Raw genomic sequence first — 19,515 nt, forward strand, 5'->3', positions numbered from 1 at the left:
ATATCATTATTTTACTTAAAAATTATTTACATTTAAAATTAGTTTTATAACATTTAAAATATTCAAACATTATGACGAAAATCGAAAAATGAAAGGGGAAACTTATGGTAACAACGCAGGAAGAGAAATTAGAGGTACTTCAAGCAAAGTTGCAGGATTTCATTCAGGATGAATTGCTTCCATATGAACAGGAGCAAGGATTGAACGCTGAAGAGGATATCCCGATGGAAGCCATTAAATGGGCAAGAAAACGATCCAGTGAATTGGGTTTTTACGGAATTAACCTCCCTGAAAAGTATGGTGGACAAGATGTTAGCTTAAAAGGATTATGCATGTTCAAGGAAGAATTGGCCCGTTCCGGAGCAGTGTTATGGGGGCAGGTTATCGGCGAGATTGGCGGGCCGCTAAGAATTGGTCAGATGTTGGAAAGCTTTACACCGGAGCAAATAGAAAAATATGTGATGCCCGTCGTGAAGGGGGAAGCGAGCTGCTGCTTTGCCCTTACAGAACCAAATGCCGGATCGGACGCCTTTGCTATCGAAACAACAGCCGTTAAAGAAGGAAATGATTATATATTAAATGGAAAAAAACATTTTATCAGTGCTGCACCCTATGCTGATTTCGCCATTGTCATAGCGAAAGAATCTCAGGAAGGAGAAAAAGAAAGAATCACTGCTTTCTTAGTAGATAAAAAAACACCCCAACATTCGGGGTTCGAACTAGGAGATATTCAAGTTCCCCTATCAGGAGAGCGCATACATGCTGAATTGAATTTCAATCAATGTCGAGTGCCTGCCGCCAATATAATTGGAGAACCAGGAAAAGGGTTGCTGCTCGGATTGAAGAGAATAAACACAAATCGCGCTTCCCATGCGGCTGGCTTTATCGGAATGGCTCAACACCTTCTCACTTTATCTATTGAGCATGCTAAAACGCGAATCCAACACGGCCGGCCCATTTGTGATTTTCAGGCAATTCAGCATATGCTCGCAGAAATGGCGACGGAAATCTATGCAGCAAGGTGCATGGTCTATGATGTGGTAGAAAAAATTGATCAAGGAAAAGAGGATCGCGCCGGTACGTCCATGGCAAAGCTGTTTGCTTCAGAAGTAAATAGCCGTGTGGCTGACAAGGCCATCCAAATTTTTGGCTCCAAAGGCTTGGTAAAAGGTCATCCAGTAGAAAAAATGTACAGGAGCGCACGGATGTATCGGATATTGAGCGGAACCTCGGAAATTCAAAAAAATACAATTGCCAAAGCATTATTAAAAGGGTAAAACCTTTTTCGAAGGAGGAAAAAATGCATGCTGCATAAGTTGACATTTCAGTCACTGTTGAATAAAGGAATGAAACGATTCGGCGAACTGCCCGCAATTACTTTGTTGCCAACCGGTGAAACGATAACCTACGACGAGTTATGGAAGAAAACAAACCTTATCTCTTCTTATTTACTTCGCTTAGGTGCGGGAAGGGGTGTCCGCATAGCGACCATCATTCCAAACAGTTTGGAAAGTGTGATGTTTGGTTTGGCCATCCAGCAATGTGGAGCTACCTTAGTGCCATTAAGTGAAAAACTGGGGAAACGAGAAATACAATTCATCCTTAAGGAAGCAAAACCAGAAGTGGTCATAATAGCTACAAAGACGCACTTTGACACCTTCTTTGAGTATTTGGAAGAAATGAAGAAGGAAGATGTCCATATCATTGGGCTTCCTGGCTTTACTATTAATTATCCAGAGGAGTTTGAACGGTTTCAATGGCCCGATGAAATAAATAATTTAGACTTGCCTTTAGCTGAAGCGGAAGACATTGCCCTTCTGTCATATACAGGCGGGACAACGGGTACACCGAAAGGCGTCATGCATTCCCAGAAGGGACTCGGCGCCGCCATACTTTCTGCCGCTATCGAAGACCCACTTGACGACCGAGACCGAGTATTACTAAGTACGCCTATTGTGCATTCAGCCGGTTCATTACTTTGGAGATCCCTTGTTTCGGGCGTCCATGTCTATGTGATGAGATCATTCGACGCTGCAGAATTCATACGGGCGATAAAGGAACATGAAATTACGACGACATTCATGGTACCGACCATGTTATACAGACTACTTGATCAGACAAAGAAGATGGAATATGATATGAGCACCATGCGCAATATTTTCTACGGCGCGTCACCAATTTCACAAAAGCGCCTTAAAGAAGCCTTTGAAGTATTCGGGCCCATCATGCGCCAGCAATACGGCATGACAGAATGTAATATTGTCATTACAAGACTATCGAAAAGCGCTCATGTATGGGCTTATCATAATAATCCGGAAATTTTGAAAAGTTGTGGAAAACCGTGCATGCTTACCGAAGTTCGATTGATTGATGAAGAAGGAAATGATGTAAAACCTTCCGAGCTTGGCGAAATTATCGTAAAATCGCCAGCGATGATGACAGGCTATTATCAAAGACCTGATCTTACCCAGGAATCCATCCGTGATGGCTGGTTCTACACTGGTGATATTGGCAAATGGGATGAAAGCGGTTACCTTTTTATTGTGGATAGAAAGAAAGATATGATCATTTCAGGTGGGATGAACGTATATTCTTCAGAAGTTGAGCGGGTGATGAACCTCCACCCTTCTGTTGCATTAAGTGCTTGCATAGGTGTTCCCCATCCAGATTGGGGAGAAGTAGTGTGTGTCGTTGCATCACTGCAAGAAGGGGTGAACTGTACTAGTGAGGAATTAATTGATTTCTGCAAACAAAAAACCTCAAAGTATATGGTTCCTAAGGTAGTCTATTTTCTAGATAAGTTTCCATTAACGCCGATTGGAAAAATTGATAAGAAAGAATTAAGAAAGATGTTTGCACAAGGTATACTAACCATCTAGGAGAGGCAGAAAAAAGGATATCCTAAAAGATTTGATTTCAACATTGAGACCAACAGCTAACCAGAATATAAGAGAGAAAGGAATGCAAAATAAGCCTCGCACTTTATTCTGGAAACAGGTCGTGTGAGGCTTTGCTATATCCAGGTTGTTTTGATTAGGAATTTAAATAACGTTGCAGTGAATGTAAAATGAAGTGAGGAAGAAAGATTTTTATCCAAAGGAAATAATATCGAAATAGTATATATTTCGATAGATTACACTAATTCATGAATGAAAAAAATAGAGTGTTAGGATATAATATATAATTGTATTGGAGATTCATTACGGAATTTCCTTTTTTTTATGGCTTCATTTGTTTATCTCCCCAATGAATAGGGGAATAAATTATAGCTGTATATGTTTTTATAATAATAATTAGCGTGAAGTAGAGGGGTTTGTTTTAATGGAGATCTTAGAAAATTTTATTAGTGAGACAAATGATGTGTTATGGTCTTCCATATTGATCATCATGTTGATTGGATTGGGTCTTTATTTTTCCGTCCGCACGAAGTTTGTTCAATTCAGAATGATAAGGGAAATGTTCCGGCTATTGGGCGAAGGGGCCACTGCGGAAAAAAAAGGTGTGACATCCTTTCAGGCATTTTGTATTAGTACGGCTTCCCGGGTAGGAACGGGTAACCTTGCAGGTGTTGCCATAGCGATCACGACGGGCGGCCCTGGAGCCGTTTTCTGGATGTGGTTAATAGCACTGATCGGATCTGCTTCGGCTTTCATTGAAAGTACACTTGCTCAAATCTATAAGGTCAAGGATGGGGATGCATTCCGCGGCGGTCCTGCGTATTATATGGAAAAAGCATTGAATGCCCGCTGGATGGGCATCACTTTCGCTGTGTTGATTTCGCTGACATTTGGACTAGCTTTCAATTCGGTACAAGCCAATACTATTACAAGCGCATTCAACGAATCGTTTGGGATTGAAAAGTGGGTTACGGCTGTCATCCTGGCAATCGTCACGGCTGTCATCATTTTTGGCGGGATCAAATTGGTTGCAAAGGTCTCTGAGGTCATCGTTCCGATCATGGCAGGAGCCTATGTGATAGTGGCGTTGATTATCATCATCATGAATATTACCGAGTTACCGGGTGTTTTTGTTCTGATCTTTGAAAGTGCATTTAATGGCATAAAAGAAGTGGCTGGTGGAGTACTGGGAGCAGCCATGATGCAGGGAATCAAGCGCGGCCTATTTTCAAATGAAGCCGGGATGGGTAGTGCACCTAATGCTGGCGCGACGGCAGATGTCAGTCATCCCGTCAAGCAAGGGCTCATTCAGTCACTGGGTGTTTTTGTCGATACGCTCATCATTTGCAGTTCAACTGCCTTCATCATTTTGTTTTCAGGTCTTTATACATCGAAGGAAACGGATGGAATCGTCCTTACCCAGAATGCCCTTGGAACGGCATTGGGATCTTGGGCGGGTATTTTCCTTGCCATCATTGTACTGTTATTCGCTTTTAGCTCCATTGTGGGCAACTATTATTATGGAGAGTCGAACATTGGCTTCATCAATGAAAATAAGGTTTGGTTAAACATCTATCGCATCGCAGTCGTAGGGATGGTGATATTCGGTTCTCTAGCCTCACTGGATTTTGTTTGGGGATTGGCTGACTTGCTGATGGCCCTTATGGCCATTATCAACCTAATCGCCATAGCGTTACTAGGGAAGATTGCATTTGCTGCATTGGCGGATTATCAAAAGCAAAAGAAAAGTGGGAAAAATCCTGTCTTCCATGTGAACAATATTAAAGGCTTGAAGAATGTGGAATGTTGGGGTGACCCATCCGATAATGTGGATGTGAAGAAGGAAGCCTAAGCTCTCAATAGCTTACATGTAGAGCCCTTGAAAGGGGATTTTACTTGTAAGCTTTTTTTGCCTTTTTTTATCATTATTGAATATTGCTTCAGTTTTTACACAAAATACCTTTGTCTTAATACAGCTGTCAATGGATGATTGGACAATTTAAAACTAGGAGTGAAAAAAATGGATAGCAAGCAATCAAAAAATGAATCTTCAGAAATTGCCGGAAGAATATATGATGTTAGTGATTATAAACGGGAAGATCATTTATCTTCTGGACTGGCTACAACCCACGAACAAGTTTCGGATACTTATGCGGAAGGGGAGGTAAAAGCAGTCGTTGATGATGTGAACGGAAGAGATATTGAGCTTGCAAAAGAAAGAACCGAGGAAGAAAAGTAATAAATAATAAGATTTTTGGTTTTTAGGAACAAAAATGATCGCCTGCTATTTTAAAGACCCCCTAGCTTTTGGAAAGAGGAAACAATAGCTAGGGGATGCTTAATTAATAAATCCTTTCAGTCTCCAACATTTGAAGCAATTCTTCCTTCGTTCTTGGGAAAAGGTCCCGTACTAAAGGTTCCCTTGATTGAAGAAGGGCTTGAAACATTTCAAAAACCCACGGCTTCTCCAGATGTGCCTGCAGCAAAACGTCTTCATCATGGAAAACGGATACGAGATCCCCTTGGTATATGACCATACCATCGTTCATGACAACGACTTCATCAGCCCATTGATATGCTAAATTAACATCATGAGTTGATAGGATTATCGTTCTGTGATGGTGGTGGATACTGTCCAGCAGAGCCATGATCTGTCTTGAGAAATAAGGATCCAATCCAGCTGTAGGCTCATCCAAGAGCCAGACATCAGGTTCCATGGCGAGTACCCCTGCAATGGCGACACGTTTTTTTTGCCCAAGGCTCAAAAAATGGGTGGGTCTGTCTTTCAGTTCCGTTATTTCCGTTTCAGCCATCGCCCAATTTACTTTCTCCTGGACTGCATTTCTATCCCATCCTAAATTCATCGGTCCAAACGATATATCCTGTTGTACATTAGCGGAAAAGAGCTGCGAGTCGGGATCTTGAAAAACAATCCCCACTTGCTTTCGTAATGATAATAATGCTTTACGGTCATATTTCATTTTCTTGCCCTTAAATCTGATCTTTCCTGCCGTAGGTTGTAAAAGACCATTTAAATGGAGGAATAAAGTCGATTTGCCGGCACCATTATTGCCTAATAATGCTATCTTTTTACCGTGTTGGATCGTTAGCGAAAGATCGTTTAAAGCAAACGTTCCATCCGCGAATTGATGGGTGAGGCCTTCTATATGAAAAATATGCTCGTCCATTCTTGGGTTGCCTCCAATTTACAAATATCCATTAATAAAGATTAAGCTTCCTAGTATTACAATCGCGATCAGCCAATTGCGTGAGGAGTAAGTGTAAGTATCCTCGATATAGGAAAGGTTCTCCTGATAGCCTCTTGCGTTCATTGCCATCGTCAAATGTCCAGAGCGCTGCAATACTCCTAAAAATAATGATGAGGTTAGTAATCCGAGAGAGCGAATGCCTTTCCTTAACGAACCATACCCCAGCCGTGAAGCTTGTGATTGGTGAATGGCCAAAGCTGTTTCTAAAAAAATAAAGATGAAGCGATAGGTCAATTCTATTAAATCGACCAATAAGGAAGGCACTTTAAGTTTTCGCATCACCGATAGAATGACGGTAATGGGTGTAGTTAAGGTGAGAAAATATAAACAGCTGATGCTGCCTATTACGACAGTGATCAAATTGATCACTGTTCCTATGCTGTCATCGCTGATGAATATTTGCCAGTTCCCGACCTTCCAGGACCACCATATATTCGAAAACGAAGTAAATTTGCTTGTAAAAGAAAAAAGGATGGTAATGGTTCCTGATAGTATAAAAAATCCCGGTAATAGAAGTAATTTAAAATAATAAGAAACCGGGATTTTTGCCGCAAAAATGATTAAAGCGCTCATCACCGTAAAAGTGATGAGTGAAACGGTCATATCCCTTACCGTTAACGAAAATAGCAAAAGGGAGATTGCAAAAACCATCTTTTCTAACGGATGTACATCCTTTAGCCCATTGAAATAGGCATATTTATCAATGAGTAACATGCTTCGATTTTCCGGGAATTTCCTGTTTGGTTTGCTTATTCCTTTGTTTCGTTACACCTATGAAATAACCAATGAAACCGGCTCCGATTGCAGCTTGCAGCGCAAATAATAAACTTTCGGTTTCCGCACCTGGCGGCTCCCAAATACTGTTGAACCATGGCTTGTATTCCGGCTGGATTTTAGTGATGGCTTCTTCAGCTTCTCCATCGGCACCGCCAAATTCCGTTCCTTGTTGCGTGATTAACGGTATGGTAGCAAGAACGACCACCAGGAAAAGCAGCAGTAAACTTTTTTTCATGTTAACGGGCCTCCTTAGATAAAACTCGCAGCAACTTCAATTCGCCTAGATTGTATTTTTTTAAGAAATTCATCACGACGACTGTCAGTAGCCCCTCACTGATTGCCAAGGGAATTTGGGTCAGGGCAAAAATCCCTGCAAATTTACTGAAAGAGGCCATGAATCCTCCTACCTCGGATGGAAAAGCAAGAGCAAGTTGAATGGAAGTTACTACATAGGTTCCCAAATCTCCAAAAGCAGCAGCCAAGAACACGGCAAGTGAAAAGGACCAACCCAATTTAGTTGCGCCCTTGAAGACGAAGTAAGCAATGAGCGGTCCGCAAACGGCCATGGAAAATGCATTGGCCCCTAATGTCGTCAATCCTCCGTGAGCCAGTAAAACGGCTTGAAATAATAGAACGATGGAGCCAACGACACTCATGGCCAATGGACCGAATAAAATGGAGCCCAAACCAACTCCGGTAGGGTGTGAAGAACTTCCCGTAACAGAAGGAATCTTTAGGGCGGATAAAATGAATACAAATGCACCCGATAGGCCAAGCATCATTTTTGTTTCTGGGTTTTCCCTTACTTTGGTTCTAATGGACCGGTAACCTAGGATTAAAAATGGAAGCGTCACGGCCCACCAGAATATAGCCCATTCAATGGGTAAAAAGCCCTCCATGATATGCATGGCCATTGCCCGTTTTGGGACGAAAAGCAGTAAAATGACAAAATAAATGGTCTTCCAATTGGTTCTTTTCATTCTTTCTCCTTTCAAAACTTTTAATTTTTCTGAACAATCTTGAGAAGAAAGGCGGCCCAACATAAAAAGCACTTCTCTCAAAGGAAAGAAGTGCGTAATGAACAGGAATTTTGCAGCATAAACCAACCATGGGCCTTTCTGCCTGATCCGCACACCCATCCTCGTAGGTTGAAACAGTTTCACGCTTCATGGCAGGTCTCCTGGCTTTGGTTCATCATCCCATTACATCCTTCCCATCTCATTTGACAGTGGAATTGTTAAAGTAATAGGACTCCCCTTTACAGTGGCGGGACCGCTCCGGATTTTCACCGGCTTCCCTTTTAAGCTGAATTCCGAAAAATTCAACACCATAAAACTTATGTAATTATTTAGAAAATTCTCGTATAGTGTACCATAAAGAAATAATTCCAGCTATACTATCTTTTTTTTTTGACTAAGTTTGTTGCAAGGAAAGGCTTGTTGACAGGATATACACTATTAAACTTTTCTAAACAGTCGGAATAAACTATTGAATTTTGATAAAGTTGTTATATGATAGATAAAGTTAGTTAGAAATGTATAATAAAACCAAATATTTCATTTTAAAAGTGCCCTTGTGTGAATATGCAAGGGATAATAGGGAAATCGGTGAAAGTCCGATGCAGCCCCCGCTACTGTAAACGCTGATGAAATTGTCGATAGCCACTGGCATTGTTGCCGGGAAGGGACAAGGTAAAATGAAGCGTAAGCCAGGAAACCTGCTTTTAAAATTGCATGATACTTTTCGGAGGGAAAGGTAGAAGGACTATGACGATTTCGGGAGATTGGGCATTCTTGCCTGGGGCTCCTCATCCATATAGTTTTTTTAAACCTTGACTCTTATGTTAAGGTTTTTTATTTTGCCTTTTCCCTGAACGCAGGAGGAAGAAGATGACTACTTGGAACTTAATGGGTACAAATACACATCTGTTGATTTGTAATGGAAGCAGCTGTATGAAAAAGGGCGGGGAAGAAGTAACCCAGGCGATTCGCGATGAAATTACTTCCAAAGGACTGGACATGAAAATCCATACAACGAGGACACGGTGTAACGGAAGATGTAAGGATGCCTGCGTTGTGATTGCCTATCCTCAAGGAAACTGGTATCGAGTGGAGACGCCTGATTTCGGCCGCCAAATTGTCAGCCATATCGATGATGGGGAGTTTGTTCCACAAATGATCTACCAATTCAATGATGGGGAAATGGCACCCAATCCAAATTTTCCTGCTCATACGGGTATTTCAAAGAACAAAGCGTAAAAGGAGATGTCTTAATGAGTACAAACGGTAAATTATTCGTCGTGGGCTTTGGACCAGGGAATTTTGAACACATTACCAAACGTGCTGTCGAAGCCCTTCAAGAAAGTGACTACATCATTGGTTATAAAACTTATGTTGAACTCATTCAGGGACTGCTTACAGATCAAACGATTATTAGTACGGGGATGACTGAAGAGGTATCGCGTGCTCAGGAAGCAGTGAAACAAGCGGAGCTGGGTAAGAAAGTTGCGGTAATCTCCAGCGGGGATGCTGGGGTTTACGGGATGGCTGGGTTGGTTTATGAAGTATTGATTGAAAAAGGCTGGAAAGAAGAAACTGGAGTGGGTATTGAAGTCATTCCTGGCATTTCTGCAATCAACTCTTGTGCATCTTTACTTGGGGCACCAGTCATGCACGATTCGTGTACAATCAGCCTCAGTGATCATCTAACTCCTTGGGAACTGATCGCTAAAAGGGTTGAAGCAGCTGCAATGGCAGACTTTGTCATTGCCCTGTATAATCCGCGCAGCGGCAGGCGGACGAGGCAAATTGTTGAAACACAGAAGATTCTCCTTCGCTACCGTTCACCCGATACACCTGTCGGGTTGGTGAAAAGTGCCTATCGCGATAGGCAAGATATTGTCATAACCAATTTAAAAGAGATGTTGAACCACGATATTGGAATGTTGACCACTGTCATTATTGGTAATTCCTCCACCTTTTTATATGATGACAAAATCATTACACCAAGAGGCTATCAGAGGAAATATACTTTGAATTCGGAAAAGCAACCATTGAAGCCGCATCAGCGTCTGCAAAAAGAAGCGGAACCGTGGGCATTAGATCAAGAAGCCTTCACCGAATCCTCTGGAGGAGTTGGATTACTTACAAAAGCACCTGAAAAGAAGCCAGCTTCCTTTGAAATGGCAATGGAAGCACTGTCAAGAGTCAAAGGTCAAACCGTTCAGCAATCCATTGAGCCGATTGTTCAGCAAAAAATGGAGTCGGTATTCGAACTTGCCGTTAGTCCAGGTGTGGCGAATAAACAATTCACTCCCAAACAAATGATGACACTTGCGGAAGTTGTCGGGGAAAAGGGCACGATGGAATACACGCCAAATCATAAAATCGTATTAAAGATACCGACAATGGATCCGGAAGTCATTACGGGGAAATTGCAGTCAGCAAACTTTCTATTATCACCGATTGGAGATGTACTGACATTAAAAGCATGTGATTTCTGTGATGGCGAAAAAACCGAATCCATTCCTTATGCGGATGAAATACATCGGGTGCTTGGCGGAATGAAAATGCCAAAGGAACTAAACATCGGTTTTAATGGGTGTGGGATGGCTTGTTATAGTGCTGTGATGGATGATATCGGGATTGTCTTCCGAAAAGGGAAGTTTGACTTATTTCTTGGAGCTAAACCGGTTGGAAGAACAGCCCATCCAGGTCAGCCTGTTGCAGAAGGCATTGAACCGGAACAGCTTGTTGAACTGATTACGGACATTGTCGCGGAGTATAAGCAAAATGCCCATCCAAATGAGCGGCTTTTTAAATACTTCAAACGTTCGAAAAAGATACAGAATTTTTCTTATCAGGACATCGCTCCCAAAATAAACATAGAGCCTGCGCCTTGTGAAGACTAATCAAGAGGGGGAAAGTAAATGAAAGCAGTTTTGTTCGTAGGACACGGAAGCCGTTTGGCTTCGGGAAACGAAGAAGTCCTTCAATTTATTGAAAATATGGTTCCGGCATTGGATGGGCGCTTCCTTGTTGAAACGTGCTTCTTGGAATTTGCGGCACCGAATATATCCAAAGGCATTGATAATTGTGTAAAACGAGGGGCTTCTGAAGTTATCGTCATACCAATCATTTTGTTGCATGCAGGACATTCGAAATTACATATCCCAGCTGAAATAGAGGATGGGAAAACAAAGTATCCAGAAGTGAAATTCACATATGGCCAAACGATCGGGGTCCACCATGATATATTGACAATCCTGACAGACCGTCTTGAGGAAGCGGGATTCGATACAGCTTCTGAACAGGCAGAGACAGCAATATTGCTGATTGGCCGAGGTGGCAGTGATCCTGATGCAAATAGTGATATATATAAAATTTCACGATTATTATGGGAAAAATTGAACGTAAAATGGGTCGAAGCAGCTTTCATGGGTGTAACGGACCCGCACGTTGACGAAGGTATTGAACGATGCATCCGCTTAGGGGCAAAAAAAGTAGTGATGCTGCCATATTTCCTGTTCACAGGTGTGTTGATGGAAAGAATGGAGGATATGCTGAAAGGCTATCAAGAGCAATATCAAGATCAAGAATTCATTTTGGCTAAGTATTTTGGATATCATCCAACATTACAGAACATTCTGCAAGAACGTGTAATTGAAGCTAGTGAGGGCAGATCAAGCGGGGCACGTGATTTGGAAAACTATCGTAAACATGTCGAGAAATATGGACATGCCCACCATCATCACCATCATGACCACGATCACGACCATCATCACGATCACGTTGGGCAAGTGGTGGGGACGTCAAAATGATTTTGTTTTTGGCGGGTACAAGTGATGCAAGGGAATTAGCGATTGAGATGCAGCAGGTGGGATTCAAGGTTTTGGCAACTGTTGTAACCGGGTCGGCAGCTAAAAGTTTGCAAGATGCAGGCATAACCACCCGGATTGGCCGATTAACTGCAGAGGATATGACATCTTTAATCTCGGAAAAAGGTCTCCAGGCAGTAGTTGATGCAAGTCACCCATTTGCCGAAGAAGCATCCAAGAACGCCCTTAACGGAGCAAAGGCAGCAAATGTCCCTTATATTCGTTATGAGCGTGAAAGTCAACGGTTTCAGAATGATAAATTGATAGTTGTCCGTGATTATGAGGAAGCTGCTAAGCTTGCTGCTGTGAGACGGGGAGTCATCATGCTTACGACAGGAAGTAAAACCCTGGCGGTGTTCGCAAAAGAATTGGTAGGGCTAGAGAATACAAGAGTCATAGCGAGAATGCTGCCACGCATGGATAATATGGAAAAATGTGCTCAGCTGGGCATTGAGCAAAAAAATATCGTTGCGATTCAAGGGCCATTTTCCAAAGAATTAAATAAAGCTCTATATGAACAGTATGGGGTCACATTGATGATTACGAAAGAAAGTGGCAAGGTCGGTGCGGTTGATGAGAAATTGGAAGCAGCGTTGGAATGTGGAATAGAGACGATCATGATATCGCGACCGGATGTTGACTATCAAAATGTTCATTCCAGTTTTGATCATGTCATCGCCGAGTTGAATAAACAACTAAATGAAAAATAGGAGGAATGCAAGATGGATTTTAAAACGGATTTTAAACCACTAACGGTAGACCCAGACAAAATATATGATTATAGCTTCTCAATCATTGCTGAAGAAATGGGCAATCATGATTTTTCTGAAGATGAATGGAAGATCGTCCGCCGGGTCATTCATGCTTCAGCGGATTTTGAATTGGGAAGAAGTGTCATCATCCATCCAAATGCCATTCAAGCTGGTGTGGAAGCCATTCGCAAAGGTAGACATGTCATTGCGGATGTGCAAATGATCGAGAGCGGTACAGGCAAAAAAAGATTTCAAAAACACGGCGGGGACGTTCATTGCTATATTTCAGATCCGGATGTGATGGTCGAAGCAAAACGTTTGAATACGACAAGGGCGATCATTTCGATGCAAAAAGCCGTTAAGGAAAATGAAGGGGGCATTTATGCCATTGGCAATGCACCTACAGCTTTACTTGAGCTCATTCGCCTTATTAAAGAAGGGATTGCAAAACCGGACTTAATCATTGGAATGCCTGTTGGGTTTGTTTCTGCAGCGGAATCTAAAGAGGAACTCGCTAAGATCACGGAGGTTCCATTCATTACGAATATTGGCCGAAAAGGTGGAAGTACTGTCACTGTTGCTGCATTGAACGCGATTTCCCTTTTAGCTGATAGTTAAAATCATGGAAAAGAAAGTAAAAAAAGACCCCTCACAAATGCGTCATGGGTATACGACAGGGGCATGTTCGACTGCCGTGACTAAAGCGGCATTGACTGCATTGATCACGGGGGATGCACTTGAGGAAGCGACGATTTCCTTGCCCATCGGGCGAGATGCCACTTTCACTATTGAGAAATATGCTATTTCGGAAAATGCGGTTAGTGCTGAAACGATCAAAGATGCCGGAGATGATCCCGATGCTACCCATCTGGCACATATTATCTCTACGGTCAGCTGGTCGGAGGCACCTGGGATTATCCTGGATGGAGGGATAGGTGTGGGGCGTGTGACCAAACCCGGGCTTCCTGTCCCTGTAGGAGAAGCGGCCATTAATCCTGTACCGCGCAAAATGATTTTAACCACTGTGGAACAAACATTGGAAGAATTTAAGATCAATAGAGGAGTGAAAGTCGTCATCTCCGTGCCAGCAGGTGAAGAAATAGCGAAAAAAACATTAAATGGCCGCTTGGGGATTGTGGGGGGCATTTCCATTTTAGGAACAAGGGGCACTGTCGTCCCTTTTTCCAGTTCAGCCTATATGGCAAGCATCGTCCAGGCTATAAGTGTCGCCAAAGCGAGTGGCTGTGAGCATCTTGTCTTAACTACTGGCGGGCGCAGTGAAAAGTATGCGATGGGCCTTATCCAGGATTTGCCTGAGGAAGCCTTTATTGAAATGGGTGACTTTGTGGGCTTCTCACTTAAGCAATGTAAGAGACAGGGAATTAAAAAGGTATCATTGGTCGGCATGATGGGGAAATTCTCCAAAGTGGCCCAAGGTGTGATGATGGTGCATTCAAAAAGTGCCCCGGTCGACTTCGGTTTTCTATCGGAAATAGCCCAAAGCGTCGGAGCTGAAGATGATCTTGTTCTTGAAATCAAGAATGCAAACACGGCGTCCCAAGTCGGGGACATGATGTCAGCGATAAATAATGTTGATTTTTTTAATAAACTATGTGAATCCTGCTGTCACTCTGCCATAAAGCAAGTGAAGGGCGGAATTGAAATGGAAACGGCGATTTATTCGTTGAAGGGACAATTACTGGGAAGGGCTGTTGGAATTGAGTCAATCGATTAAATTAATCGGGATAGGGGATAACGGTCAGGAGAGCTTGCTGCCCCAATATGCCCAATGGATAGAAGAAAGTGAAGTGCTGGTCGGAGGTGAACGGGTCTTATCGTTTTTTCCGAACTATTCTGGCAAGAAGATTGTCATAAAGGGCGGTTTGAAAAAGGTGGTGGAACAACTGCGGGATGAAACTCATCCAACAGTTGTCTTAGCTTCCGGTGACCCATTGTTTTATGGGATGGGAGGCTATCTTTCAAGCAAAATCAACATAGAGGTTTACCCATATTTCAGTTCAATTCAGCTTGCTTTTGCAAAAATGGGTGAAAGCTGGCAAGATGCCTTCCTAGTCAGTGTTCATGGCCGCAGTATGAAAGGTCTGGCCCAAAGGATAGATGGGAAAGCGAAAGTAGCTTTGCTTACTGACATCGAAAATAGTCCCAATCAACTTGCTAAATATCTCATTTCATTCGGAATGACTGAATACCGGGCATTTGTGGCTGAAAATCTTCAAGGAGAAACCGAAGACTCTGGCTGGTATGAACTTGAAGAAATGGCGGAGCGGGAATTCTCGCCGTTGAATGTCGTCATTTTGAAAAGAAAATCAGAAGGTCCAAGCTGGTCCTTGGGGATAGAAGATGAAGAATTTTCGCAGCGGAAACCCGACAAAGGCCTCATAACCAAAAAGGAAATTCGGGTATTAAGCCTGCAAGCGTTGAAACTCAGGAAAAACAGCACCGTTTGGGATGTTGGGACGTGTACGGGCTCAATGGCAATTGAAGCGGCCAAGCTTGCATCCGAAGGCCAAATTTTCGCAATTGAAAAAAATGAGCCTGATTTAGAAAACTGTTATCAAAACCAGCGTAAATTCCGTACAGATATAACGGCCATTCATGGAAAAGCTCCGCAAGGACTGGAAACTTTTCCGGATCCTGATGCGATCTTCATTGGCGGGACCGGCGGCGAAATGGCAGATCTCATCCATACATGCTGCAAACGATTGAAAGAAGGCGGCAGAATCGTTCTGAATGCTGCGACGATTGAGAATCTTTACAGGGCTAATGAGGCATTTGCTGAAGCTGGTTTTCACACTTCCATCATGCATGCCCAAATCTCCAGAAGTAAGCCAATATTGGGAATGAACAGATTTGTTCCGCTTAATCCTGTGTATATCATTACTGCACAACGAAAGGAAGACATGAATGAGTAATCTTGGTACATTATTTGGCCTTGGCGTGGGCCCGGGCGATCCAGAGCTTATTACAGTAAAGGCATTTCGCGTGATTCAGGAATCTCCGGTCATTGCGTATCCAAAAAAAAGAAAAGGGAGTAAAAGCTACGCCCATCGCATTGTTGAAGTTTACATTCGTCCTGAAGAGAAGGATATGCTGGGGCTGGTTTTTCCGATGACGAAAGATCAAGCGATTTTGGATCGGGAATGGAAGGGAACGGTCGAAAAAGTTTGGCAAAAATTAAATGAAGGTAAAGATGTTGCTTTCGTTACGGAAGGCGATCCGCTTTTATATAGTACGTTCATACATATGATGAAATTGATGCAGGAGTTGCATCCCGAAGTCGAAATCAAGACAGTCCCGGGCATTTCTTCTTTTAATGGGTCAGCGTCAAGACTGGGCATCGCTTTGGCTGATGGTGATGACCATGTGGCGATAGTTCCTGCAAGGGATGACTATGAAGCGATGAAGAAGGCGATCGAAGATCATGATGCCGTGGTGTTCATAAAAGTGGCAAAGGTCATCGATTTAATGATTACCGTTTTAAAAGATTTGGACCTGCTTGAAAAGGCCTCGGTCGTAACCAAAGTCACTTCCGATGAAGAAGTGATTTGGAAAGTAAGTGAATTGGAAGGACTTGAACTAGAATACTTAACATTGATGGTGGTGAGAAAATGAAGATATATATTGTAGGTGCTGGCCCGGGTGACCCGGATTTGATAACTGTAAAAGGATTGAACATTCTCCAAACGGCTGATGTGATTTTATATACGGATTCATTAGTGAATGAAGAATTGATTGCTAAGGCAAAACCCGATGCCGAGGTGCTAAAAACGGCAGGTATGCATTTGGAGGAAATTGTTGGCATCATGGTTGAGCGTGTTAGAGAAGGAAAGATGGTTGCTAGAATCCATACAGGGGATCCTGCCATGTACGGTGCAATCATGGAACAAATTGTCCTTTTGAAGAAAGAGGGTATTGGTTATGAGGTGATCCCGGGCGTAAGTTCGGTTTTCGCCTCGGCAGCTGCAATAGGAGCAGAGCTGACTATCCCTGATTTAACTCAGACACTCATTTTGACGAGGGCTGAAGGACGTACGCCTGTTCCGGAATTTGAGAAGTTACGTGATTTGGCAAGTCACCACTGTACGATTGCCCTTTTCTTGAGTGCGACCTTGACTAAAAAAATCGTTAAAGAACTCCAGGAGGCCGGTTGGAAGGATGATACTCCGATAGCAGTCATTCAAAGGGCAACATGGCCGGACCAAAAAATCGTCCGTACCACGTTAGTGAACTTAGATGATGATATGCGTCGAAATGGTATCCGCAAGCATGCGATGATTTTGGCTGGATGGGCGTTGGACCCTGCCATCCATGATAAAGATGAATACCGATCCAAATTATATGATGCGAGTTTTACCCACGGTTTCAGAAAAGGTGTTAAGCCATGATCATTGAACTGAAAGAAGCGGAACTTGCTCCCATTAAACGGTCTCATACTTATGCAATCGTGGCGATTACAAAGCATGGTGTCGAGCTGGCACGAAAATTACATACCGTTTTTTCGAATTCCGATCTATATTACATGAGCAAGTTTGAAAAAGGGGACGAAGAGCATAAACAGGTCCAGCTTTTTTCGGGCAGTGTCCGTATGCTATTACCCGCTTTATTCAAGGAATATAAAGGAATCATATTAATTATTTCACTCGGTGCGGTAGTCAGAATGATTGCACCAATTTTGAAGGATAAGAAAACGGATCCGGGTGTCGTTGTCATTGACGATAAAGGGGAAAATGTCATCAGTGTACTGTCAGGGCATCTGGGAGGAGCGAATGAACTGACTAAGGAAGTTGCTGCAGCCCTTGACGCAAGAGCTATAATCACTACGGCTTCGGATGTTCAAAAAACGATTCCTGTCGACTTATTCGGACAGCGCTTCGGCTGGATTTGGGATTCTGCAGAAAAATTGACGCCAGTGAGTGCGTCCGTTGTCAATGAAGAGCATGTTGCCGTTGTACAGGAATCAGGTGAACGGAATTGGTGGACTTATGAAACGGCATTACCCGAACGCATAATCGTATACCCATCCATTGAAGAAGCGCTTCAAGCAAAGCCGCAAGCAGCGCTGGTCGTAACTCACCGTATTCTTAGCCAGTCGGAAAATGGGATCCTTGAAAATGGGATCGTATATCGGCCAAAAGTCATTGCCCTCGGTATCGGGTGCAATAGGGGAACAGCGGCAGCTGAAATTGAGCAGGTGATTGCAGAAACACTAGCGGAATTATCGTTTTCATTAAAAAGCGTTAAAGCGATCTGTACAATTTCCTTAAAGAAAGACGAAATCGGCTTGATTGAAGTAGTTGAAAAATACGGCTGGGAATTCGTGCATTATGAACCGGAGGAGCTTAATCAAGCCAAAATCGAAGCGCCATCGGAAACAGTATTTAAATACACGGGTGCATATGGAGTGAGTGAACCGGCTGTGAGGATTTATGCTAAAGCTGAACAATTGGAGCTGGTTAAGAAAAAATCGGGTAACGTAACCATTTCAGTTGGCATCATACCTTTTTAAGGAGGAGAAGCAAATATGAACGATAGAAGATTGGTAATTGCGGGTACCGGAAGCGGTGTCGGTAAAACAACGTTGACCATCGGAATCATGGCAGCCCTCCAGAAGAAAGGCTATACTGTCCAAGGGTTCAAATGTGGTCCTGACTATATTGACCCTACTTATCATACAGCGGTTACAGGACGGATTTCACGCAATCTTGACAGTTGGATGTTCGAACATGACACTGTCCGGGAAATTCTTACCAAAGCAGGTACCGGATCTGATATATCGATCATCGAAGGAGTCATGGGCTTCTTCGATGGCAAAAGTCCTTTATCCAATACAGGATCGACAGCTGAAATCAGCATCATCACGCAAAGTCCTGTCCTGTTGGTAGTCAACTGTGCCAGCATGGCACGGAGTGCAGCTGCCATTGTAAAAGGATTTCAGGCCTTTTCGACCGGTCCGAACATCATTGGTGTCATTGCCAATCAAGTGGGAAGTGCGGGGCATTACAAAATTGTCAAATCAGCCATTGAGCAAGAATGCGATGTACCGGTGCTTGGTTATATGAAGCGGGAAATGGATATAGATATTCCAAGCCGTCATTTGGGTTTAATTCCAGCTATTGAACGCGGGGAACTAAATCCGTTTTTCGATAAGCTTGAACAATTAGTCATGGAAACGATCGATATCGATCAGTTGTACCATTTATCCAAGACAAGCCCCGTTTCCAGTGGAAACTCAAATATATTTCAACCCCAAAATGAAAAGGAAGTGTGCATTGCCGTCGCAAAAGATGCAGCCTTCAATTTTTATTATCAGGAAAACCTTGAGTTGCTTGAAGCATTTGGGGCGACCATCAAGTATTTTTCTCCATTGAAAGGGGATGAAGTTCCATTGGATGCTGATGGTTTATACCTAGGAGGCGGTTTTCCTGAGGAGTTTGCAGCTGAACTTTCCGGTAATGTGGGTGCTATCAAATCCATCAGAAGCTCCATTGAAAAAGGGATGCCGACTCTAGCGGAATGTGGCGGTTTCATGTTTTTGAGCAAATCGATTGAAACGACTTCCGGAGAAACGCATCAGATGGCAGGTATTATTCCGGGCAGGATTAAAATGCAGAAAAAACTTGCAGCACTAGGGTATCGAGAAATTACAGGAACTCCAGTCAATTTTTTGATCAATGAAATGGAGCAGGCCAAAGGACATGAATTCCACTACTCGACATTTGAAGCGGATGATGAACTTACACATGCTTATGAAGCTAAAGGCAGATTCGGTTCGAAACAAGAGGGGTGTGTATTGGGTAACCTTGTTGCTGGGTATACGCACTTTCATTTTGCTTCCAATCCAACACTTGCAAAGAACTGGATCGATGCTTGCTTAAAACAAAAAAACAGATCTGCCCATGAAACTATCGACAAGTAAAAGATAT

19 protein-coding genes and 2 riboswitches are annotated in these 19,515 nt (G+C 42.9%); of the genes, 15 read left to right on the plus strand and 4 right to left on the minus strand.

Annotated elements, in window-relative coordinates:
• The first annotated feature begins 104 nt into the window (after nucleotides 1-104).
• The 4 genes from ACFRAK_RS19930 (at nucleotide 105) to ACFRAK_RS19945 (ending at nucleotide 5,136) form a co-directional block, all read left to right on the plus strand.
• Nucleotides 105-1,277 carry an acyl-CoA dehydrogenase family protein gene (locus ACFRAK_RS19930; protein ID WP_387708481.1) on the plus strand — a complete coding sequence of 391 codons (1,173 nt, stop codon included), beginning with the start codon at nucleotides 105-107 and terminating at the stop codon, nucleotides 1,275-1,277.
• 27 nt (nucleotides 1,278-1,304) lie between these two features.
• Nucleotides 1,305-2,879 (plus strand): class I adenylate-forming enzyme family protein, encoded by a 1,575-nt coding sequence (locus ACFRAK_RS19935; RefSeq protein WP_394572307.1) that lies wholly within the window; start codon nucleotides 1,305-1,307, stop codon nucleotides 2,877-2,879.
• 442 nt (nucleotides 2,880-3,321) lie between these two features.
• Nucleotides 3,322-4,749: an alanine/glycine:cation symporter family protein gene (locus ACFRAK_RS19940; protein WP_387595792.1), complete on the plus strand. Its 1,428-nt coding sequence runs from the start codon at nucleotides 3,322-3,324 to the stop codon at nucleotides 4,747-4,749.
• A 168-nt stretch (nucleotides 4,750-4,917) separates the two neighbouring features.
• Nucleotides 4,918-5,136 carry a YozQ family protein gene (locus ACFRAK_RS19945; protein WP_387706995.1) on the plus strand — a complete coding sequence of 73 codons (219 nt, stop codon included), beginning with the start codon at nucleotides 4,918-4,920 and terminating at the stop codon, nucleotides 5,134-5,136.
• A gap of 103 nt (nucleotides 5,137-5,239) precedes the next feature.
• Here the strand turns inward: ACFRAK_RS19945 and ACFRAK_RS19950 are convergent, their stop codons facing one another.
• Genes ACFRAK_RS19950 through ACFRAK_RS19965 form a run of 4 tightly spaced genes read right to left on the minus strand, consistent with a single transcriptional unit; the run spans nucleotide 5,240 to nucleotide 7,923 of the window.
• Nucleotides 5,240-6,085 (minus strand): energy-coupling factor ABC transporter ATP-binding protein, encoded by an 846-nt coding sequence (locus ACFRAK_RS19950; RefSeq protein ID WP_394572308.1) that lies wholly within the window; start codon nucleotides 6,083-6,085, stop codon nucleotides 5,240-5,242.
• Between the two features lie 18 nt (nucleotides 6,086-6,103).
• Nucleotides 6,104-6,880 carry a cobalt ECF transporter T component CbiQ gene (gene cbiQ / locus ACFRAK_RS19955; RefSeq protein ID WP_387706991.1) on the minus strand — a complete coding sequence of 259 codons (777 nt, stop codon included), beginning with the start codon at nucleotides 6,878-6,880 and terminating at the stop codon, nucleotides 6,104-6,106.
• A complete protein-coding gene (locus ACFRAK_RS19960) occupies nucleotides 6,867-7,178 on the minus strand; it encodes an energy-coupling factor ABC transporter substrate-binding protein (protein WP_260286199.1) in 312 nt (103 codons plus the stop codon). Before ACFRAK_RS19960 ends, cbiQ begins: the two co-directional genes overlap by 14 nt.
• Before the next feature lies 1 nt (nucleotide 7,179).
• Nucleotides 7,180-7,923 carry an energy-coupling factor ABC transporter permease gene (locus ACFRAK_RS19965; protein ID WP_387706988.1) on the minus strand — a complete coding sequence of 248 codons (744 nt, stop codon included), beginning with the start codon at nucleotides 7,921-7,923 and terminating at the stop codon, nucleotides 7,180-7,182.
• 173 nt (nucleotides 7,924-8,096) lie between these two features.
• Nucleotides 8,097-8,290, minus strand: a riboswitch (cobalamin riboswitch).
• A gap of 201 nt (nucleotides 8,291-8,491) precedes the next feature.
• A riboswitch (cobalamin riboswitch) is annotated at nucleotides 8,492-8,682 on the plus strand.
• Nucleotides 8,683-8,832: 150 nt separating this feature from the next.
• Here ACFRAK_RS19965 and ACFRAK_RS19970 point away from each other — a divergent pair.
• From ACFRAK_RS19970 to ACFRAK_RS20020, 11 genes are read left to right on the plus strand one after another with little or no spacing between them, the layout of a single operon-like run.
• Nucleotides 8,833-9,201, plus strand: coding sequence for a (2Fe-2S) ferredoxin domain-containing protein (locus tag ACFRAK_RS19970; RefSeq protein ID WP_192204532.1), 369 nt, complete (start codon nucleotides 8,833-8,835; stop codon nucleotides 9,199-9,201).
• 14 nt (nucleotides 9,202-9,215) lie between these two features.
• On the plus strand, nucleotides 9,216-10,853 hold the full coding sequence (cobJ, locus tag ACFRAK_RS19975) for a precorrin-3B C(17)-methyltransferase (protein ID WP_387595808.1): 1,638 nt from the start codon (nucleotides 9,216-9,218) through the stop codon (nucleotides 10,851-10,853).
• An 18-nt stretch (nucleotides 10,854-10,871) separates the two neighbouring features.
• A complete protein-coding gene (locus tag ACFRAK_RS19980) occupies nucleotides 10,872-11,762 on the plus strand; it encodes a sirohydrochlorin chelatase (protein ID WP_394572309.1) in 891 nt (296 codons plus the stop codon).
• Nucleotides 11,759-12,529 carry a precorrin-6A reductase gene (gene cobK / locus ACFRAK_RS19985; RefSeq protein WP_387706982.1) on the plus strand — a complete coding sequence of 257 codons (771 nt, stop codon included), beginning with the start codon at nucleotides 11,759-11,761 and terminating at the stop codon, nucleotides 12,527-12,529. Before ACFRAK_RS19980 ends, cobK begins: the two co-directional genes overlap by 4 nt.
• Before the next feature lie 12 nt (nucleotides 12,530-12,541).
• The gene (locus ACFRAK_RS19990; protein ID WP_034312499.1) at nucleotides 12,542-13,189 is read left to right on the plus strand and encodes a precorrin-8X methylmutase; all 648 of its coding nucleotides are present in this window, start codon (nucleotides 12,542-12,544) and stop codon (nucleotides 13,187-13,189) included.
• 4 nt (nucleotides 13,190-13,193) lie between these two features.
• Nucleotides 13,194-14,306: a cobalt-precorrin-5B (C(1))-methyltransferase gene (locus tag ACFRAK_RS19995; RefSeq protein WP_387706978.1), complete on the plus strand. Its 1,113-nt coding sequence runs from the start codon at nucleotides 13,194-13,196 to the stop codon at nucleotides 14,304-14,306.
• Nucleotides 14,290-15,504, plus strand: a complete 1,215-nt coding sequence (gene cbiE / locus ACFRAK_RS20000; protein ID WP_387706997.1) for a precorrin-6y C5,15-methyltransferase (decarboxylating) subunit CbiE — start codon at nucleotides 14,290-14,292, stop codon at nucleotides 15,502-15,504. The genes ACFRAK_RS19995 and cbiE overlap by 17 nt, the downstream gene beginning before the upstream one ends.
• A complete protein-coding gene (gene cobI / locus ACFRAK_RS20005; protein WP_394572312.1) occupies nucleotides 15,497-16,204 on the plus strand; it encodes a precorrin-2 C(20)-methyltransferase in 708 nt (235 codons plus the stop codon). The genes cbiE and cobI overlap by 8 nt, the downstream gene beginning before the upstream one ends.
• Nucleotides 16,201-16,977, plus strand: coding sequence for a precorrin-4 C(11)-methyltransferase (gene cobM, locus ACFRAK_RS20010; RefSeq protein ID WP_387595825.1), 777 nt, complete (start codon nucleotides 16,201-16,203; stop codon nucleotides 16,975-16,977). Before cobI ends, cobM begins: the two co-directional genes overlap by 4 nt.
• The gene (locus tag ACFRAK_RS20015; RefSeq protein WP_394572314.1) at nucleotides 16,974-18,098 is read left to right on the plus strand and encodes a cobalt-precorrin 5A hydrolase; all 1,125 of its coding nucleotides are present in this window, start codon (nucleotides 16,974-16,976) and stop codon (nucleotides 18,096-18,098) included. Before cobM ends, ACFRAK_RS20015 begins: the two co-directional genes overlap by 4 nt.
• A 15-nt stretch (nucleotides 18,099-18,113) precedes the next feature.
• Nucleotides 18,114-19,508 carry a cobyrinic acid a,c-diamide synthase CobB gene (locus tag ACFRAK_RS20020; RefSeq protein WP_387708189.1) on the plus strand — a complete coding sequence of 465 codons (1,395 nt, stop codon included), beginning with the start codon at nucleotides 18,114-18,116 and terminating at the stop codon, nucleotides 19,506-19,508.
• Nucleotides 19,509-19,515 lie beyond the last annotated feature (7 nt).

This window comes from Peribacillus sp. NPDC056705, assembly GCF_043656335.1.

Bases quoted from the DNA above. Each gene is read 5' to 3' on its own strand.
- ACFRAK_RS19930 (WP_387708481.1), top strand. From the start codon at position 105: ATGGTAACAACGCAGGAAGAGAAATTAGAGGTACTTCAAGCAAAGTTG.
- ACFRAK_RS19935 (WP_394572307.1), top strand. From the start codon at position 1,305: ATGCTGCATAAGTTGACATTTCAGTCACTGTTGAATAAAGGAATGAAA.
- ACFRAK_RS19940 (WP_387595792.1), top strand. From the start codon at position 3,322: ATGGAGATCTTAGAAAATTTTATTAGTGAGACAAATGATGTGTTATGG.
- ACFRAK_RS19945 (WP_387706995.1), top strand. From the start codon at position 4,918: ATGGATAGCAAGCAATCAAAAAATGAATCTTCAGAAATTGCCGGAAGA.
- ACFRAK_RS19950 (WP_394572308.1), bottom strand. From the start codon at position 6,085: ATGGACGAGCATATTTTTCATATAGAAGGCCTCACCCATCAATTCGCG.
- cbiQ (WP_387706991.1), bottom strand. From the start codon at position 6,880: ATGTTACTCATTGATAAATATGCCTATTTCAATGGGCTAAAGGATGTA.
- ACFRAK_RS19960 (WP_260286199.1), bottom strand. From the start codon at position 7,178: ATGAAAAAAAGTTTACTGCTGCTTTTCCTGGTGGTCGTTCTTGCTACC.
- ACFRAK_RS19965 (WP_387706988.1), bottom strand. From the start codon at position 7,923: ATGAAAAGAACCAATTGGAAGACCATTTATTTTGTCATTTTACTGCTT.
- ACFRAK_RS19970 (WP_192204532.1), top strand. From the start codon at position 8,833: ATGACTACTTGGAACTTAATGGGTACAAATACACATCTGTTGATTTGT.
- cobJ (WP_387595808.1), top strand. From the start codon at position 9,216: ATGAGTACAAACGGTAAATTATTCGTCGTGGGCTTTGGACCAGGGAAT.
- ACFRAK_RS19980 (WP_394572309.1), top strand. From the start codon at position 10,872: ATGAAAGCAGTTTTGTTCGTAGGACACGGAAGCCGTTTGGCTTCGGGA.
- cobK (WP_387706982.1), top strand. From the start codon at position 11,759: ATGATTTTGTTTTTGGCGGGTACAAGTGATGCAAGGGAATTAGCGATT.
- ACFRAK_RS19990 (WP_034312499.1), top strand. From the start codon at position 12,542: ATGGATTTTAAAACGGATTTTAAACCACTAACGGTAGACCCAGACAAA.
- ACFRAK_RS19995 (WP_387706978.1), top strand. From the start codon at position 13,194: ATGGAAAAGAAAGTAAAAAAAGACCCCTCACAAATGCGTCATGGGTAT.
- cobI (WP_394572312.1), top strand. From the start codon at position 15,497: ATGAGTAATCTTGGTACATTATTTGGCCTTGGCGTGGGCCCGGGCGAT.
- cobM (WP_387595825.1), top strand. From the start codon at position 16,201: ATGAAGATATATATTGTAGGTGCTGGCCCGGGTGACCCGGATTTGATA.
- ACFRAK_RS20015 (WP_394572314.1), top strand. From the start codon at position 16,974: ATGATCATTGAACTGAAAGAAGCGGAACTTGCTCCCATTAAACGGTCT.
- ACFRAK_RS20020 (WP_387708189.1), top strand. From the start codon at position 18,114: ATGAACGATAGAAGATTGGTAATTGCGGGTACCGGAAGCGGTGTCGGT.